The 18,823-nt window shown below is 68.5% G+C and carries 9 protein-coding genes and 4 pseudogenes; 9 read left to right on the top strand and 4 right to left on the bottom strand.

Features of this window, described 5'->3' with window-relative positions:
• The first annotated feature begins 160 nt into the window (after positions 1-160).
• Positions 161-547, top strand: a complete 387-nt coding sequence (locus BG482_RS00700; protein WP_069766815.1) for a hypothetical protein — start codon at positions 161-163, stop codon at positions 545-547.
• A 486-nt stretch (positions 548-1,033) separates the two neighbouring features.
• On the opposite strand, the pseudogene BG482_RS44730 reads toward BG482_RS00700, so the two are convergent.
• Positions 1,034-1,182: pseudogene (locus BG482_RS44730) on the bottom strand (CBS domain-containing protein); the annotation flags it as partial.
• Between BG482_RS44730 and BG482_RS44725 the strand changes: the two are divergent.
• Positions 1,180-1,656, top strand: a pseudogene (locus BG482_RS44725) (helix-turn-helix domain-containing protein); the annotation flags it as partial. The pseudogenes BG482_RS44730 and BG482_RS44725 sit on opposite strands and share 3 nt — an antisense overlap.
• Before the next feature lie 190 nt (positions 1,657-1,846).
• Here BG482_RS44725 and BG482_RS43305 read toward each other — a convergent pair.
• The gene (locus BG482_RS43305) at positions 1,847-2,248 is read right to left on the bottom strand and encodes a hypothetical protein (RefSeq protein WP_069766813.1); all 402 of its coding nucleotides are present in this window, start codon (positions 2,246-2,248) and stop codon (positions 1,847-1,849) included.
• Positions 2,249-2,760: 512 nt separating this feature from the next.
• On the opposite strand from BG482_RS43305, the gene BG482_RS00685 reads away from it, so the two are divergent.
• From BG482_RS00685 to BG482_RS45915, 5 genes are all read left to right on the top strand, one after another.
• The gene (locus BG482_RS00685; protein WP_079141473.1) at positions 2,761-3,198 is read left to right on the top strand and encodes a GntR family transcriptional regulator; all 438 of its coding nucleotides are present in this window, start codon (positions 2,761-2,763) and stop codon (positions 3,196-3,198) included.
• Positions 3,199-3,202: 4 nt separating this feature from the next.
• A complete protein-coding gene (locus BG482_RS00680; protein ID WP_069767035.1) occupies positions 3,203-4,135 on the top strand; it encodes an ABC transporter ATP-binding protein in 933 nt (310 codons plus the stop codon).
• 137 nt (positions 4,136-4,272) lie between these two features.
• Positions 4,273-5,217: an ABC transporter permease subunit gene (locus BG482_RS00675; protein ID WP_256096137.1), complete on the top strand. Its 945-nt coding sequence runs from the start codon at positions 4,273-4,275 to the stop codon at positions 5,215-5,217.
• A 342-nt stretch (positions 5,218-5,559) separates the two neighbouring features.
• Positions 5,560-5,736, top strand: coding sequence for a transposase (locus tag BG482_RS45920; RefSeq protein WP_107450278.1), 177 nt, complete (start codon positions 5,560-5,562; stop codon positions 5,734-5,736).
• 35 nt (positions 5,737-5,771) lie between these two features.
• A complete protein-coding gene (locus tag BG482_RS45915) occupies positions 5,772-6,206 on the top strand; it encodes a CRISPR-associated endonuclease Cas1 (RefSeq protein ID WP_370745729.1) in 435 nt (144 codons plus the stop codon).
• A gap of 89 nt (positions 6,207-6,295) precedes the next feature.
• Here BG482_RS45915 and BG482_RS00660 read toward each other — a convergent pair.
• Positions 6,296-6,676, bottom strand: a pseudogene (locus tag BG482_RS00660) (alpha/beta hydrolase); the annotation flags it as partial.
• On the opposite strand from BG482_RS00660, the pseudogene BG482_RS40130 reads away from it, so the two are divergent.
• A pseudogene (locus tag BG482_RS40130) lies at positions 6,644-6,985 on the top strand (transposase); the annotation flags it as partial. The pseudogenes BG482_RS00660 and BG482_RS40130 overlap by 33 nt on opposite strands.
• Positions 6,986-7,062: 77 nt before the next feature.
• Here the strand turns inward: BG482_RS40130 and BG482_RS00655 are convergent.
• Positions 7,063-10,209, bottom strand: coding sequence for a DNRLRE domain-containing protein (locus BG482_RS00655; protein ID WP_107450274.1), 3,147 nt, complete (start codon positions 10,207-10,209; stop codon positions 7,063-7,065).
• A 607-nt stretch (positions 10,210-10,816) separates the two neighbouring features.
• Between BG482_RS00655 and BG482_RS00650 the strand changes: the two genes are divergently transcribed.
• Complete coding sequence (locus tag BG482_RS00650; protein ID WP_069766809.1) at positions 10,817-18,802, top strand: ricin-type beta-trefoil lectin domain protein; 7,986 nt, start codon at positions 10,817-10,819, stop codon at positions 18,800-18,802.
• The last annotated feature ends 21 nt before the right edge of the window (positions 18,803-18,823 follow it).

The following is an 18,823-nucleotide window of genomic DNA, read 5'->3' as shown; positions in this document are numbered from 1 at the left end:
GCGTAAGGGTAAATAGAACTGATTGTCATGGAAGCCTATGGAATGCTCGGTACCTCTGTCATCACCTCCGCACCCCCCCATGATCAGGTTTCCGGAGCACACACGGGCTGTTCAGCTCACGCTCCGGACTGGATGGTCAAAGACGAACTGGGGTGGGCGCATGTTCAAGACGAGACTCAAGAAACTCTCCGTGGCCCTGTCGGTGCTTGGCCTGGCCTTCAGCGGCGTGGCTGCGAGCCAGCAGGCCGCGCAGGCGGCCAGCTACGGCTGGGTGTACATCTCTTTCCCGAAGTGGCTCGGGAACTGTCCGAACGCGTCGGTCACGGGTATCCAGGCCTACACGGACTTCTGGAGCACCAATTGGGACTTCGGCGACGATCTGGTCTACGGCAAGGTCGCGCTGGGACAGCGCAACACCATCATCGCCAACCTGTTCTGCAAGCGGCCGGGCGGCGGCTTCTACCAGGCCGTGGCCCGCACTGACGTCGTCCCGACGCGCGGCGGACAGACCGTGTGGGTGGGACCGGCAGGCTGGACCCGCAACTGACGAACCGGACCAGTGATTTACCGAGGCCCCGGACGCCCCGCGTCGGGGGCCTCAGCCGTCCGCCGGGGTCTGGGCATCCTTCCTTCGGGAAGGGAGAAGTTCCGCTTCCCTGACACGCGGGGGTGTGTCCGGTTTCGCGCTACTGTGAGACAACGTGGCGTGGCTTGTTGCCGGTGGAGGTTGACAATGCCGTGACCGCGGTGCGTTAGGCCAGGTGGCATGCGCGCACCGGAGTGCCGTGCGATCCGGGTTCTCGCCGGCGTGGGGCTCGGACCGCATAGTGCATGTTCCGGTGATCCCGGCCACCGCGGGCCGCGTCTGTCGACCGCGGCTACCACCCCGACAAGGTCTGATCATCTACGGCCACGTCCAACGGCTGTGTCAGGGACCGTTGTCCGTCCGGCGGCGCAGCCGGTCCTGCAGCTGGTCGACGGCTTCCCCGTCCGTGGTTTCTCGCCGAGTACGACCGCTTCACGTTGCGCGACGTATGCCTATCTCGTCGACAACAGGCAGCCGCTTGACCTTCGCGCGCGAGTGGTTCGCGCCGCTTGGGCGAGCGTGGCGTTAGCGAGGACGGTGAGGGCGGGCGTCGTCATCAGCTCCGCGGCGGTCACCGCGCCGGCCTTCGCAAGGCGCGCGACCATCTCCTGCTGGAGGTGTCCGCTCTCCCCGAGAACGCCACGGAGCTGCCCTAGGCCCTTCTCTCCGCTCTTCTCGCCCGGCTGCGGGCACCGCACGCCCAAGCACGCTTCACTCACCCGGTGTTCCAGTTGTCGCTCCAGCGTCGAAGCGCACTTCCGGGAACATCACGCCGCCGGCTGCTACGCCCGTACCCTGGGCTTCCCGCCCCGCGCCCTGTCCTGAGCGATGCAGCAGGTCACCGGTCGCACCGCGAAGGCGTACATCGTCGACCGGATCGTCCTGGAGGCCAACGGCTCCTCGCGCACGACCGCCTCTCCGCGGCTCGCTGCGCCGAGACGCCCGGCTTCCCGGATGCATCGAACTTCTCGGTGTTCTTCCGCAAGGCGACGGGCATGCGCCCGGGTGCGTGGCAGGCGGCGGCAGCAGTCGGGTCGGCAGTGGAACGACACCCCGGGGCGCCGAATTGATCTGCCTTGCGTTGATCAGGGATGGTGTCGCCGTCGCGGTGAAGTCTGAGGCGATGATGAAGAAGCATTGCCCGCCGCGGTGTGCAGCGGACGGCTTCGCAGCCGAGTGCCTCGGAGGAACCCGCGAGGCGCCCTGCCGAGGGGGCGGTGCGTCCGCCGCCGGCGGCAGCTGCCCCGGGCCCCGCATGCCTTACGTCACCGCGCACCCACTGCGACCGCTGCGCCGCATGACGTCGATCTGGGCGTCATCCGGGCGGCGCCTGGATGGCCGTATGTCGTTGCCGTGGGCGGGCAGTACCACGCCTGCGGGGGTCACCGAGACGTCCGTTGGTTCGAGGCCTGCGGGCAGCTTCGGGAGGGTTCGCCTCTGCCCGGTGAACGCATCGTTGACACGCGGGCCCGCCAGGTCCACGGGGAGCGCCGCGACCGACGCCGCCACCGGCACTGCGCTGACCGTGCGGCCGGACAGCCGCAGCTGCGCCGTGACGGTCAGCGGCAGACCGAGGACCCGCCGTTGGATGCGAAGTCTGCCGTGGCCGTCGTCGGGCAGTGATGTGTCCGGGCAGAGGCCGGCGCCGTACGAGCTGGTCACCAAGAACGCCTATGCCAGGGGGCTGCCACCGATATGCGGCGGCGGGGGAGCGCCCCCGGACGCGGACGGCGGGGGTGTGGCCGCGGCGGGACCAGTGCGGGTGGTCGGCGCCGTCGTCGAGAATCCGGCTTCGTCCTCGAAGACGAGCCGGGCGTCGAGCGCCGCCACGATCCTGCCACCGGGGGCCAGATCTCCTTCACCCAGTCGGCCAGACGGACAGGTTGAGCAAAGAGGCAGCGCAGGCATGCGGCCAGGCGGGTGCTTGCGAGAGCTGGCCGTCTTGGCCATCGGGCGGGTCCATGCTCCTGAACTCCCCTTGCTGTAACGGTGATGGTCATGGGGAAGTACACGTCGAGGTGCTGGACGAGGTCCTGTCCCTGCCCGAGCTGAGCTCGGCCGTTCAGTCCTGGGACGGCCTCGACAGCACCAATTCCCGGATCCCGTTGACAACGGCCACCACTCCCTTCCATCATCATTCCACTATTTGATTAGTGGAATGATGATGGAAGGGAGTGGTGGCCGTGGAGTACCGCATCGACAGGCGGAGCGGAGTCCCCGCCTTCCAGCAGATCGTGCAGCAGACCAAGCAGGCCCTGCGGCTGGGCGTCTTGGTGCCGGGCGACCGGTTGCCCACCGCCAAGGACGTCGCCGAGACGAGCGCGGTCAATCCGAACACCACCCTCAAGGCGTACCGCGAGCTGGAGCGCGAGGGTCTGGTCGAACCGCGGCCGGGCCTGGGCACCTTCGTACGCCGCACGCTGGGCCGCCCCGAGACGGGCACCGACTCGCCGCTGTACGGGGAGCTGATGGCGTGGATGTCGAAGGCGGCAGAGGCCGGTCTGGAGCAGGAGGACGTGGCCGCGCTGGTCGCGTCGGCATTGGAAAAGCAGTACGCCCCCGGGGCCACCGCGGCCACGGGTGCCAGGACGACTAGGAGCACGGGTGAGTGACGTCATGTACGCGGGGGAGCCGGCGCTCGAGGCGCACGGGCTGGGGATGCGCTATCGGCGGGGCTGGGCGCTTCGGGACTGCACCTTCCGGCTTCCGGCGGGCCGGATCTGCGGTCTGGTCGGCCCGAACGGGGCGGGCAAGACCACGCTGCTGAATCTCGCGGCTCATGTCCTGAAGCCGACGCAGGGCTCGATCAGTCTGTTCGGCGAGGCGCCGGGCTCGGTGGAGTCCGGCCGGCGTACCGCCTTCCTCGCGCAGGAGAAGCCGCTGTTCCGTCGCTTCACCGTGGCGGAGACCCTGCGGCTGGGGCGCGAGCTCAACCCCGGATGGGACCAGCGCGCCGCCGAGGACATCGTCCGCGCGGGCAACGTGCCCTTCGACGCGAAGATCGGCACCCTCTCCGGCGGCCAGCGCACCCGCGTCGCCGTGGCTCTGGCCTTCGGCAAGCGCCCCGACCTGCTGCTGCTCGACGAGCCGATGTCGGACCTCGATCCGGTCGTGCGCCACGAACTCATGGGCACCCTCCTCGCCGAGGCGGGCGAGCGTGGCACCACTGTGCTCATGTCCACCCATGTCCTCGCTGAACTGGACAACGTGTGCGACTTCCTCGTCGTCGTCTCCGGCGGTGGAGTGCGCCTCGCCGGTGACGTGGACGACCTGATGACCGTGCACACCGTGGTCACCGGTGCATGGGAGGGCGAGGGCCTGCCCGCCGCCCTCGGTTACCACACCCTCGTCGAGTCCCGGACCAGCGGACGGCAGTTCACCGCGCTCATCCGCCCGGAAGGCCCGGTCACCGGCCCCTGGGAGATGGCCGCCCCGAGCATGGAGGAACTCCTGCTCGCCTACCTCCGCTCCCCCGACGCACCGCCGCTGATCACTCCCACCGCCCAGGTGCAGGGCCGCACGTTCGGCGCCGGGACGGTGGCGGCATGAGCACCTTCACCAGCTCCTCGACCGACGGCAAGAACGGGACGACGAACCGGACGATGAACGCAACCACGAATCGACCCAGGCATGGGGCCGGGAATACGAGGACCACGAAGGCCACCCGGCGCCCCCGCCTCAGCGGTATGACCTGGCTGGTCTGGCGCCAGCACCGGGCCGCGTTCTGGACCATCCTCGCCGCCACCGTGCTCTGCGTGGCCTGGATGATCTACCAGCGCGGCCAGATGATGGACTTCCTCGATGCCTACGGCTTTCCCGCCAAGAGCCTCGACGACGCGGGAAAGCAGTTCGATCCGTACGTCGGCGCGTTTTCTTCCGTCACCACCGGCCTCACGGCGATACCCGTCATACTCGGTGTCCTCCTCGGCGCCCCGCTGCTCGCGAGCGATTTGGAGAGCGGCACGGCCAAGCTGATCGCCGCCCAGTCCGTGAGCCGCAACCGCTGGCTGGCCACGAAGCTGGGGCTGGCCGGGCTGGTGGTGACGGTGACCACGGTCACGCTGTCGGCGGTGTTCGCCTGGTGGTGGAGCCCCATCAAGCTCCATTATGCGGACGTCGACTGGACCTCCCGGGAGTTCTTCAACACAACGGGTCCGGTGCCCGTCGCCCTCTCCCTCCTCTGCGTGTTCGGCGGGGTGCTGATCGGTGTGGTGCTGCGCCGCACGCTGGCGGCCATGGTCGTGACCCTCGGATTCGCCGTCGCCCTCCAGGCCGTCTGGGGCTACTTCAAGCTGTCGCTCGGCGATGTCGTCACAGCCACCAGCAAGCCGGTCAGTCCCGGCACTACGATCACCTTCCCCTCGTCGGTGCCCCGTACTGCGCACGTGCTCGACACCTCGTATGTCAGCGGCAGCGGGAAACTCTTCGACTTGACCACGTGTACGGACACGCTGTCGGAGGAGGCGACCACGTCGTGCATGAAGAAAGCGGACATCGTCGGCGCGTCGATCGACTACATCCCCATCTCACAGATGAGCAGTATGCAGTGGTTCGGAGCATCGATTCTGTTCGCCCTGACCGCCGGCATCGTGGCCTTCCTCATCATCTGGGGACATAAGCGGCTGGTCTGAACAGCCGTTCGCACGCCCACGGGGGCACTCCCTCTCCGCAACCCCGCCGAGCCACACCGTCCCACCGCCGCTGCGCCGCAGTCACCCCGGCATGTGCCGCAAGTCCACATACTCAAGAAGATCCGACGAGTGTGCCGACGCATGCCAGGTGTCACCGCGAGCGCCCACCGACCTGCCGCTCCGATCGGACGAAGCACCGCTGTTGTCACCGGATCGGCACGCTTGTTGCCACCAGCCGCACGAAGAGCAGAGAACTTGTCACTAGCTGGGCCGACCGATCTACCGGGGGCAGCACCAGAGCCCTAAAGATCGTCTTCAAAGGTGTTCAGGTGATGAGAGATCATGCTGGTCATGGTGCGTCGTCATGAGCTTTCGGATGCCGAGTGGGCTGTGTTGTCGCGGTTGTTGCCGAGTTCGGGAACTGCGGGCCGGCCTCGTTCGGACGACCGGCTGGTACTGAACGGCATCGTGTGGAAGCTGCGGACCGGATCAGCCTGGCGTGATGTGCCGGACCGTTAACGCTCCTGGCAGACCTTGTACACGCGTTTTCGCAGGTGGGCACTGGACGGGACGTGCTCGCGCATGCTGCGGGCCGTCCAGTCGCAGAAGGACGCGGCCGGCGACGTCGACTGGCTGGTGTCGGTCGACTCCACCGTCGTTCGGGCCCACCAGCATGCCGTCGGCGGCAAAAGGGGGCGGTCGACAGGGACGAAGCGGGTGATCACGCCCTTGGCAAGGACCCAGTACGCACACCCGGCAAGGCCGTGGTGAAGGCCCATTCAGCGAAGGGCTATCCGCCCGAGGACCTCGCTGCCGTCCGCCCGCGTGATTGCCCACTGAGCCGGCGCCCGTCCACCGACCCCGTCAACGCGGCGCGCTCCTTCACCTACGGCCTCCTCCGCAGCCTCGTCCACGGCGCCCTCGAACAGGTCGGCCTCGACCCATACCTCGGGTTCCTCCACATGCCGGAGCCGAAGCCCAGTTCCTGAGGCAGGTACTCCACTGTCTCTTCCCCACGACCACACCAACGATCCAGCGGGCCGTCAGTCACATGATCAACAGCTTTTGTTAGAGCCAGTTAGGCTCGGAAGGCCTTCCGGAGGAGTTCGCCGAAGGCGGGGTGCGTGGTCAGGCCGGTGTGCCCGCCGGGGAAGTGCCAGAGTTCCGTGCTGAGACGCTCGGCCAGGAAAGCGGCCGGACGGTAGGGCAGTTCGCCGCGTGAGTCCTCGCCGCCGGCGAGTACGAGCCGGTCCGACAGTTCCTCCAGCCGTTGGACGTCCGGGGCGTAGGACATGAAGCCGGGCACGATGCGCCCAACAAAGTTGGGCAGGTTGGCCATCGTCCGCTCAAGCCGCGCCGCGGCCTGCTGCGGAAGCTTGATCCCGGCCTTCGGCTCGGTGGTGTCGCCGTCCTTCTTCAGGCCCGCAGCGAACACGGCCATCGCCGGCATGAGCCCCTCTGCGTCCGCGAAGAACACGAAGCACTCCGCCAGGCCCGCGCCGACCAAGACACCGACACCTGGAAGGACCGCTACAAGACCCGTGCCGGAGTCGAGGGCACCATCTCGCAAGGCTTCCAGCGCTGCGCCCTGCGCCGATCGCGCTGCCGCGGCCTGGCGAAGACCAGCCTCCAGCACCAGCTCACCGGCGCCGCCATCAACCTCGCCCGCATCGACGCCCACCTCACCGGCACACCCCGAGCCCGCACCCGCACCCGCCACTTCGCAGCACTTCGCCCCGCCGACCACATGATCGACGGGGCGAAGTAGCCAGGACCCGAATTAACCAACAGCGTCCCATGCTCTGGCGCCGGGGGCTCCCTCGTACCGGCCGAAGTGTTGCCGGATCAGCCGAAGGCGAGCTTGTCGTTCCAGCCGGATCCGATGACGGTCTTCACCGGAAGGTTGGTGTTCGTCGTGGACGGGTTGTAGATCGCCATGTGGCCGTCCGAGGGGAACAGAGCCCAGATGTCCGGGATCTGGTCGTTGTTGATGTCCGGGATGCCGATCGCGTACTTGACGTTGGTATCGGTCCAGTTGGTGCCGAAGGACTCGTCGCCGGCGACGGAGTTGGCGGCCAGTGCGATCGAGTTGAGGTCGACGCTGTTCGTGCCCGGGCCGGGCTTGCCGCGGCGCAGGTACATGGTGCCGTTGTCCAGGTTCCGCCAGAGCAGGTCGGGCGTGCCGTCCTTGTTCATGTCGGCCAGGTTGACGATGTCACGACGGGCCCAGGCGGTGCCCTCCTCCAGGGTGGCCGTCTGGATGCTGCCGCCGCTGTAGCCGGAGAGGATCCAGAAGGCGGTGCCGGCCTTCACGGTGAAGTCGGGCATCTTGTCGCCGGTGATGTCACCGACGGCCTTGAGCGTGTCCCAGGTGGACGGGGCGGGCGTGTTCGACGGGAGGCGGACCTTCATCCGCTTGCCGACGTCGAAGGAGCCATAGCCGTCGCCCGGGTAGAGCCAGAAGCCGCCGTCCGGGGTGCGGGCGAACAGGTCTGTGGTGCCGTCGCCCGGGTAGGCGTCCGCGTAGTGCGCGATCAGCGCCGCCTTGCCGCTGGTCGCGTCGTACCAGTGGCCCGGCGGGGTCAGCGTCGACTTGCCGTCGGCGCCGACGGTGTAGGACGAGGTCAGCTGGCCGTACAGCTCGCCGTCCGGCTGGCCGGGGTACGTGCGCAGGACGCCGGTGCTGTCGATGACCATCAGGTCGGGCGTGCCGTCGCCGCCCACGTCGCCGGGGCCGTCGGCGGTGTTCTTCGGCGGGACGTAGGTCGTGTAGTCGGTCCGTGCGCTCGCGTTGCCCAGGTTGTCGTAGGCGTAGACCTGGAGCGTGTTCGGGCCTGCGTTCAGTGGCGCCAGGTTGGGGACCGTGGCGACGCCGTTGGCGTCGGCGTTGATCGGCTGCGCGTTGACTCCGCCCCAGGCGTACGTGAACTTCACGGCGCCCGGGGAGTCGAAGGTGATCGGGCCGGTCTGGCCGAAGTTCACCGTCGCCCAGGTGGCGCCGTCCGAGGTGGCCCGGAGCCACGTGTCACTGGTGACGATGGGCTGCGAGGGGCCGCTCGGGTCGACCGTGATGCGGCAGGGCTCGGTGCCCGGCGGGTAGTTGGTGGACGTCGCGCCCGCCGCGTCCTGGGCCATGGCGTCCCAGGAGAAGGTGGTGTTGGTCGTGATGTCCTTGAGCAGCGGGTCGGTGACCGGGATGGTGAACGACTTGGTGTCGCCGGTCGCGGCGAACGAGACGTAGTCACCGGCCGGGACCGTGCCGCTGGTCTTCCAGAAGCGGAAGCGGACCTTGCTCAGGTTGTTGTCGGGGTCCTTGGCGGTCACCGTCAGCGTGATGTTGGTCTTGCCGACCGTCACGCCGTTGCCGGGGCCGGGGGTGCAGACGCCGCCGGGCTTCGAGGTGCCGCTGTAGGGCTCGTTCGGGTTGCGGTTGTACGTGGCCTCGACAACCGCGGAGGTCGCCCTGAACTTGCGCCAGGTCTGGACGTCCGACTCGCTGGTGGCCCGCATGCCCAGGGTCAGGGTCGAGTAGCCCTTGTCCGTGACGTACTGGGCGGCGGTCTTGACGTTGAAGGCCTCGTAGTCGTCCGGACAGGAGGTCGACCAGCCGTGCGCAAAGGACTTGCGCTGGATCTCGTCCGACCAGCTCGGCTGGGCGTTCCACGTGGTGCTCGACGAGATCGCGCCGGTGCGCCACAGCTGGAACTCGCGGGCCGTGCAGGACCAGGAGTGGTTGTTGAGCACCTTGAAGGTCGCGGAGGTGATGTCCGCGCCCTTGATCTTGCTGTCCCAGTCCATGCGCCAGAACGACCGGGCGGTGCCGCCGGTGTCGCTCTCGTGGCCGACGCGGGCGTCGGAGGTGCCGGAGGAGAAGTTGGTGCCGTTGTAGAAGCTGGTGCTCGGGTACGGCTTGTAGGCCACCGTCCACGCCTGCCAGCCCGGGTTCAGCGACGGGTCGACGAACAGCGGGTAGGTGACGTCCTTGCGGTCGGCCAGGCCGGTCGCGGCGAAGCCGACCTTCAGGTGCACGGTGCCGGTGCCCTCGCCGTCCAGGCCCATCGTCATCGGGGCGGACTGGGCGCCCGGCTCGACGCCGGTGAGGCCGGAGAGCTTCAGGACCTCGGCGGGGGCGCCGGCCGCGGTGCGGTGCTCGGTGCCTCCGGGCAGCTCGGGGTCACGGCCGCTGGAGTCCCACGCGAACGGCGTGGGGACCGAGCCGATCTCCTTGCCGCCCTTGTCGAGGATCCGGACCCGCTGGGCCTTGTCGTCGCGGGCGAAGGTGACGTCGTCCGCGCGCAGCCCGTACGAGACGGTGGCCAGCGCCTTGCTGTGCGCGGCGGCGGGCGTCTTGACGATCAGGGCCTGGGCCAGACCGCCCTCCTCGCGGGCCACGAGCAGCAGGTCGACGCCCGGCAGCACCTCGGAGTAGAGGGCGCGGGGGCCGTCGAGCACCGGCTCGGGCAGCGGGCCCGGCCAGGTGTACGCGATGGTGTGGCCGGCGAGCTCCACCTCGGCGAGCAGCGTCTCGCCCGGCGCCTCGGCGCGGGCGAAGGAGCGGTCGGCGCGGACATGCGGAGCGTTGCCGCTCGCGAAGCGGAGCGGAACGGCCGCGTTCACCGGCGCGATGCCAAGGTCCTTGGAGGCCTTGGCCGTTCGCTTGAGGGTGTTGTCGATCGGGGCCCAGTGGCCCGCGGCGTTCTTCGCCCGGACCGGGGCCGCGTTGACCCGGGTCTTGAACTGCCCGTTGGGCAGCGCCCAGGTCAGCGAGGTGGCGCTGGTCGCGGTGTCGACCAGGACCTGCTTGTGGGTGCGCAGGGCCTCCCTCACGGCGGCGGCCTCGTCGCGCGGTCCGGTCGAGGCGGGGGTGGCGTCGGTGGCGCCGCTCGCGGTGGTGGGGGTCGTGCCGCCGGGGTGCCACCAGGGCAGCAGGGCGGCGGTCAGGGCGGCCAGCACGAGGCCGAGGGTCAGTGACAGCCGCGTGCGCGTGCGCACGAATGGGCTGAGATATCGGGGATATCGGGGCGGCGCGGTCACGGCGGTCTACTCCCGTGGGAACCAAGCGGATTGAGGACAGCACAGACAGCCCCGGTCGGCAGGCCGCGGGGCAGAAGGCGCGCACACGATCACACATGCGAAGATTCACGTCTATGCGTGTCGATGTTGTAAATCCGTTACGCAGATACGGAACCCGGTCCGTGTCGCATCAACTGAGGCGGTTTCAGCGCTTTTCTGGGCTGTAATAAACGTGAACGCCCCCTTCTCCCGAAGGACCTGAAAGGCCGTGAGCGGAGTGCTCTGATCTGTTTCGTCGCGTGCCGCAGATCACCCTGTGTTCGTTCCGGCCCTCGGATCGATCTTGATCTCTGCGCCGGACATGGCAGAGAGTGCGCACGCACCCGCCTGAGCCAGACGTGTGCCCTTTGGTGTTTCCGCACCTCGTCCGTTGAATGATCCGCCAGGGTGGGAGTCGACGCGTATGCGTGCTTCAGGTCCGCTGTCATGGCTGGGGCGGGGACGCCCAGCCATGACAGAGTCACAACGAAGGCGCCGGCGGCGAAGCCGCACGGCGACAATCCTTCTGCTGTCCTCGACACTGACCGTGACCAGTCTGGGCGGGGAGGCGCTCGCCATCCCTGGTCCCGGCATGAACCGCACGGAGAAGGCCGCGAAGGTCGACCTGCCGGCCCTGCCGAAGAACACGGAGACCGACGGCGATGCCGGCGCCTCCACGACTCTTGACCTGGCGCCGCAGACCCCGATCGACCCGTACGCCCCCACGGGCGTCGCGCCGTGGAACTCCACCGCTCAGGCCGGACTCCCGGTCACCATTCAGGCGACCGACACCCCCGGCGCCACAAAGCCCGTCGGTACCACCCCGGTCGCCATCGGCGTGCCCGCGGGCGGCGACCCGAACGCGCTCGCCGGAGACTGGACCGTGGGTGTCGCTCCGCAGACCACCTCGGTGGACGCAGGCGCCTCCGGCATCGTCATGAAGGTCACCCCGCCGGCCACGGTCGACCCGAACGCCGAGGTGGCGATCAGCGTCGACACCACCGGCTTCGCCGACCTCTACGGACCGCAGGCCGCCGACCGCTTCGGTCTGATGCTGCTGCCCGACTGCGTCTACTCCTCGCCGACCACCGGCGACTGCGCGGACGGCGGCGGCACCGCGCCGATGGGCGGCATCACGCCGATGGGCGGCATCGCGCCGATGTCCCTCGCCGACGGCGACAAGGACGTCAAGAACGGCAAGCAGCACTTCCAGCGGCTGCGCAGCTCGGTCAAGACGGTGCCCGCCAAGGACGCGCCCACCAAGGCCCCCGCGCCGAAGAACGCGAGGGTTCACAAGATCGTCACCGGTACCGTCCCGGTCTCCGCCCTCCTCGACGCGGGCTTCGCCTCGTCGACGAACAAGACGGCGACCAAGGCGTCCTACCAGGACGGCGTCCAGCCCGCGGTGGCCGCGAACGGCGGCGCCGCCCTCGGCATGCTCGACACCGGCAGCTCCGTCTCCGGTGACTTCACGGCCTCGCCTCTGCTGTCCTCCGGCTCCTGGTCGGCGGGCTCCTCCTCGGGCGCCTTCACCTACAACTACGACATCCAGGTCCCGGAGACCGCCGGCGGCCTGATGCCGAAGGTGTCCCTCGGGTACTCGTCGCAGACCGTGGACGGCCGGACCTCCTCGTCGAACAACCAGGCTTCCTGGATCGGCGACGGCTGGGACTACAACGCGGGTTCCATCACCCGTACGTACGCCAACTGCCGTCAGGACTCCAAGAAGGCCGGCTCCAACAACTCCACGCACCGCACCGCGGACCTGTGCTGGGGCTCGAACAACGCCACCCTCTCGCTCGGCGGCATGACCACCGAGCTGGTCTGGGACGACACCAAGGGCCCGCTCGGCACCGATGGCAAGCCCGTCGGCCAGTGGTTCACCGCGAACGGCGACGGCTCCAAGGTCGAGCAGGTCCGCGGCGAGGCCACCGGCAACGGTGCCAAGGACGGCGAGTACTGGCGGGTCACCACCAAGGACGGCACTAAGTACTACTTCGGCAAGAACAAGCTGCCCGGCTGGTCCGACCACGGCACCGACCCGGACGACCCGACCACCGACTCGGTGCTCACCGTCCGCGTCTACGGCAACCACAGCGGCGAGGACTGCTACAAGGGTCCGACGACCACCGACTGGACCAACTCCTACTGCAACCAGGGCTGGCGCTGGGGCCTCGACTACGTCGAGGACGTCCACGGCAACGCCATGTCGCTGTGGTGGAAGAAGGACCAGAACTACTACGCCCCGAACTTCAACTTCAAGGACCCGATCGCCTACGACCGGGACGGCTGGCTCGACCACATCTACTACGGCCAGCGCAACAACAACATCTTCACGGCGACCGCCCCGGCCCGGGTCGGCTTCACCGTCGCCGAGCGCTGCTACACCGTCGGCTCGGTCACCTGCACCGACGCCAACTTCGCGTCCAAGGACCCCGGCCAGTACCGGCCCTGGTTCGACACCCCGGCCGACCTGCGCTGCGAGGCCATGAAGAAGTGCTGGAACGCGGGCCCGTCCTTCTGGACCCGTAAGCGCCTCGACAAGATCACGACCTCGGCCCAGCGGCGCACCGACACCAGCGCCCGTCAGGTCGTCGACACGTACCAGCTCAACCAGAGCTTCGCGCAGCTGAAGACCGGCCCCAACACGGCCCTCTGGCTGGAGTCGGTCCAGCGCACCGGCTACGCCCGCAACGGCTCCACCGACGCGAGTGTCACGCTGAACCCGGTGCGGTTCGAGCCGAACACCGAGGACATGCCGAACCGCGTCAAGGCGGTCAACCCCCAGCGACCCGGCTTCTCCCGGCTGCGCATCGCCCACGTCGTCAACGAGTACGGCGGCGAGACCTTCGTCACGTACAAGCCCATCGTGGGTGACTGCCTCTCCGGCAGCCTGCCCGCCAAGACGGACACGGCGGCGCTGAAGGCCAACAACCGACTCTGCTACCCGGTGTTCTGGAACCCCGACCCCGAGGTCGAGGACATCGACTGGTTCCACAAGTACGTCGTCGACTCCATCGAGGAGTCGCCGAACATCGACGGCGCCCAGCCGATGCAGACGCAGTACGTGTACGCGAACCCGGCCTGGAAGCTGGCCGAGGCCGAGTTCACCAAGAAGTCCACGCGTACGTACTCGCAGTTCGCGGGCTTCGAGCAGACCACGGTCCTCACCGGCCAGGCGCCCAGCACGGAGCACCCGGAGCTGAAGCAGTCCAAGGCCGTCACCCGCTTCTTCCGCGGTCTCGGCAGCACCGTGTCCGTCAAGGACATCACCGGTACCGAGATCGCCAAGGACGAGGAGCCGTTCGCCGGCCGGATCGCCGAGGAGCTCACGTACACCGACTCCTCCAAGGCCGACACCGACTGGCTCTCCCGCTCCATCACCGTCCCGGACGCCACCGAGCTCGCCAAGCGCAACCGCGACGACGGCCTGAGCCCGCTGCGGGCGTGGCGGGTCACGGAGCCGACGGAGATCGCGTACAGCAAGTCGTCGGGCACCGACACCGACGACCCGCGCACCGTGCGCCAGGTGAGGACGACCACCACCTACGACCCCACCTACGGGTACCCGACCCAGGTGGAGTCGGAGGGTGACACCGGCAAGACCGGTGACGAGTCCTGCACCCAGTCCACCTACCTGAACCGGACCGACAAGAACCTCATCGGTCTCTCCAAGCAGGTGCTTGTCTCGCCGACGCTGTGCGCGAACGCCAATTGGTCCGACCTGACGACGCTCAGCGGCGGCAGCCGCACCGCGTACGACGGCACGGCCTACGGCACCGCCCTCGGCTCCGCCACCCGGGGCCTGGCCACCGAGTCCTGGTCGCTCAACGACAAGGGCACCGGCTTCAACACCAACGGCACCACGGGCTTCGACGACGTCGGCCGGGTGATCAGGCAGACGGACCCGGACCAGCTGAAGCAGGCGTTCCCGAAGTCGTCGACGATCAGCTACGAGTCCATAGGCCCGGCCACGGGCCAGATCTTCAAGGTCACCACGACGAATGTGCTCGGTCACAGCCAGATCCAGGAGCTGGAGCCGGGCCGCTCGACCACGCTGAAGACGACCGACGCCAACAACCTCGTCAGCGAGGCCGTGTACGACCCGCTGGGCCGCCTCGCCGAGGCCTGGATCCCGGGCCGCACCCCGTCGCCGAACTCGGTGCCGGACTTCCGCGCGGTCTACACGGTCCCCGCGGAGGAGACCGACCCGACCAACTCCAACATCAAGATCCGCAAGCCTCCGTACGTCACCACCTACGCCCGTGGCTACGAGGACCGGGTCGAGCAGTCGGTCACCCTCTACGACGGCCTCGGCCGCGAGCGGCAGACGCAGGAGGAGGCCGACAACGACGCCGGCTGGCTGATCACCGACACCCTCTACGACGGAACCGGCGAGGTCTACCAGACCAACAACGCCTACCTGACCCAGGAGGCCACGCCGGGCCTGCTCTTCACCCCGGTCTCCGACCTCCAGATCCCCAACATCACGCGCTACTCCTACGACGGCCTCGGCCGCGTCACGCAGGAGACGCCGTGGATGAAGTGGGTCGACCCCGCCGACGGCAAGTCCTACTCCAAGGCGTACCAGGACCGGGCCACGAAGTACGAGTACGGCGAGGACTGGTCGAAGGTCATCAACCCGCAGGGGGCCTCCTCCTACCGGGTCTACACCGACGCCCTCGGCCGCACCGTCCGCACGGACACCTTCAACCCGGCGGCGCCCGACCAGGTCAACCCGAAGGGCGTCCACGAGGCCTACACCTCGACGGGCTACGAGTACGACAAGTTCGGCCACATGGTGAAGGCGACCGCCTCGGCGGACCCGACGCACCCGTGGACCTGGACGTACAACCACGCCGGTCAGCTGGAGACCTCCACCGACCCGGACTCGGGTACGACCACCACGACGTACGACGACCGCGGCCGGCTCCTGACGACCACCAACGCCCGCGGCATCAAGGTCTGGAACGGCTACGACGAGCTGTCGCGGCCGAAGGAGGTGCGCGAGAACGACGCGGCGGGCAAGCTCCTGTCCGCGTTCACCTACGACGCCGCCCCGGGCGGCAAGGGCATGCCCGCCACCGCCGTGCGCTACACGGACGGTGAGGCGTACACGCAGTCGGTCGACGGCTACACGAAGGACTACCAGCCGACCTCGACCACGCTGACGCTGCCCGACTCCCTCGTCAACACATGGGGTCTGAAGAAGACCTACAACTACAGCTACTCGTACTCGGACACGGGTGCCCTTGAGGACAGCACCCTTCCCGCGGTCGGCAACTTCCCCTCGGAGAAGCTCGTCGTCCGTTACAACAAGGACGGCAAGCCGCTCTCCATCTCCGGCAAGGACTGGTACGGCTCCGAGACGGTCTACGACCCGTTCGGTCAGGTGCTGCGTTCCACCATGGGCGCCCAGCCCTACCGGGTGTGGACGCAGAACGACTACGACGAGTCCAGCGGTGAGCTGAAGGACCAGCAGGTCTACCGGGAGAAGGGGGCCACCGACCCCGCCACCGACAAGTCCGTCGTCGGCGGCAACCTCGTCTCCAACCGGGCGTACAGCTACGACGCGGCCGGCAACGTCACCTCGATCCAGGAGAATTCGACCGGGATCGCGGAGAACCAGTGCTTCAGCTACGACCCGCTGGGCCAGCTGAAGACGGCGTGGACCGACAAGAACCAGGCCAAGTGCTCGGCCGCCCCGAAGAACGCCGACGGCACGCTCAACGTGGCCTCCGGCACGGACCAGTCCGGCTACTGGCAGGAGTACGAGTACGACCTCCTGGGCAACCGCTCCAAGCTGACCCAGAGGAACCTCGCCGGCGACACCACCAAGGACGCTGTCACCGACTACAAGTACGGCAAGGCGGACGGCACCCAGCCGCGCACGCTGACCAAGGTCACCAAGAAGTACAAGAGCCCCGCGGGCGCCGACGTCACGGCCGAGGCCACCCGGCTGTACGAGCTCACCGGTGAGACCAAGACGGTCACGTCCGTCGAGACAGGTGACAAGCAGGACCTGACCTGGACCTATGACGGCCAGGTCGACCGGATCACCGGCGCGGGCACCGGTGGCAAGACCCCGTACGTGGGTCCGGCGCAGAAGTGCCTCGACCTCAAGAGCGGCCTCGCCGCCGCCTCGCAGCCGATCCAGCTGTACGGCTGCAACGCGTCGTCGCCGCAGAACTTCAAGTTCACGCCCACCCCGGCCACGGCGACGGTCCCGCAGCCCGACCCCAACCGGGGCACGCTGTCCGTCTCCGGCGACTGGTGCCTCCAGCCGACCGCGAACGCGGTCGGGTCCGCGGTGCAGATCCAGAAGTGCGACGGCTCGTCCGCGCAGGAGCTGCTCCGCAACGCCGCCGGCCAGCTGACCCACCGGAACTCCCACCTGTGCCTCGCGGCGCAGGGCGGCGCGACCGCGAACGGCACCGCGATCGTGCTCGCGACCTGTGACGCGGCCTCCGCCGCTCAGCTGTGGGCGCCGCAGAACGACACCCGTCACATCTACGGCCCCGACGGCAACCGGCTGCTGACCATCAAGGGCAAGCAGGCCACCCTGTACCTCGGCGAGGCCGAGGTGACGGTCCAGCAGGGCGGTGTCCTGGTCAACACCCAGCGCACCTACGCCACGCCCGGTGGCGCGATCATGCGCTACTCCTACGGCACGGGCTCCGAGACCTTGGTCGCCCAGACCACGGACCACCAGGGCAGCGCGTACGCGGAGGTCGCCCTCTACGGCGGCATGTCGGTGCGCATCCGCAAGCAGGACCCGTTCGGCAACGAGCGCGGCACCCTCGCCGGCAACCTGCAGAGCCACAAGGGCTTCCTGGGCAAGACCCGGGACGACTCCTCCGGCTACCAGCCGCTGGGCGCCCGGCTCTACGACCCGGTGGTCGGACGCTTCCTGTCCGCCGACCCGGTGCTCGACCTGAACGACCCGATGCAGTCCAACGGGTACGCGTACGCGAACAACAATCCGGTGACGTACGACGACCCGACGGGTCTGTCCATCGCCCTCACCGCTTCCGAGCGGGCCGCGGCCCTCGTGGGCGCGGGTCTGTCGGCGGCAGAGGTCGCGCAGGCGCAGTCGATGCAGGGCAAGTCCCTTACCTCGGTGATCCTCGCCGTGGCCTGGGAGACGCTGAAGGACTTCATCGGCATCAACGACGCCATCGCTTGCTTCGGCGGTGACATGTGGTCCTGCGCCAGCGTCATCATGGACGCCATTCCATGGGGCAAGCTCGGCAAGATCCCGGCCGTCATGAAGGCCGTCGACCGCACGATCGAGGCCATCAAGGCCTTCAAGGTGGCCAAGCGGGCGGCGGAAATCGTCCTCAAGGCGGCCAAGGCGGCCGAGACAGCGGCGCTTCGCGCCAAGAAGCTGGCCATCGAGAAGGCCAAACGGGAGGCCATCCAGCGAGCGAGGAAGAAGGCCGCCGAAGCGGCCAAGAGAGCGGCCGACCGAGCCGCCGAACGCGCAAAGAAGACCGGTAACCCGGTCCACAAGGCGGCCCAGGCCCACGCCGCGCCCAAGTCTTCCGCCCACGCCGGCGGAGGCAAGAGCTCCGGCGGCGGTCACGGCGGCGGCGGGAAGACCGAGCCCAAGGCCAGCGGATCCTCCCGCAGCCACGGTGGTTCGAGTGGTGGCGAAGGCGCCGGCCGGACCTCCCCCGGCTGCAACAGCTTCGTGCCCGGCACGAAGGTGCTCATGGCCGACGGCTCCGCCAAGCCGATCGAGAAGGTGAAGGACGGCGACAAGGTCGTCGCCACCGACCCGAAGACCGGGGAGACCCGGGTCGAGACGGTCACCGCCGAGATCAAGGGTCAGGGCCTCAAGCACCTCGTCGACGTCACGATCGACGTCGACGGCAAGAGCGGCTCGAAGACGGCCCAGGTCACCGCGACCGACGGCCACCCCTTCTGGGTCCCCGAACTCCGCCAGTGGATCAAGGCCACCGACCTGAAGGGCGGTGAGTGGCTGCGCACCAGCACGGGCACCCGCGTCCAGATCGCGGTGATCCGGCGCTGGACGGCGCAGGCCGCCACTGTCCACAACCTGACCGTCGGCGATCTGCACACGTACTACGTGCTGGCAGGCGCGAAGCCCGTCCTGGTGCACAACGACGGTGGCGCTGATCCGCATGTCTGCGAGATCACGAGCGAACCCTCGGACGATCTGCTGGACCATGCCGACGACAACGCCGGTCAGACCAACGTCGCGGCGCAGGTGTTCACGGCCGACGGGCAGCACAGCGCCCTCGGCATCAGCACGAACAGGTCGCTCGACGACCTCACCCCGAACGTGCGGACGGCGGTTCAGATCACCGAGCACCACGGCGGTTGCGGCGAGATCGGGGCGCTCTGCGACCTTGAGAGCCGTGGCCTGCCGATCGGTGGTGCCAGGTCACAGGCCGTCGACGTCCGGGGCGGGTCCCAGGGATACGGATGGGATCGCCATGGCGCCCCCAGGGAGATGTGTCCCAACTGCAGGAAGCTCTTCACCTACCTGCTGGGCGTCAACCACTAGTCCGTCATCCCTGAAAGGAGC

Origin of the sequence: Streptomyces sp. LUP30 (assembly GCF_001746365.1) — a bacterium.
In the GTDB taxonomy this organism is placed as follows: Bacteria; Actinomycetota; Actinomycetes; order Streptomycetales; family Streptomycetaceae; genus Streptomyces.
Note: the sequence above shows the minus strand (reverse complement) of the source record. Positions and strands in the feature narration are given on the sequence as shown.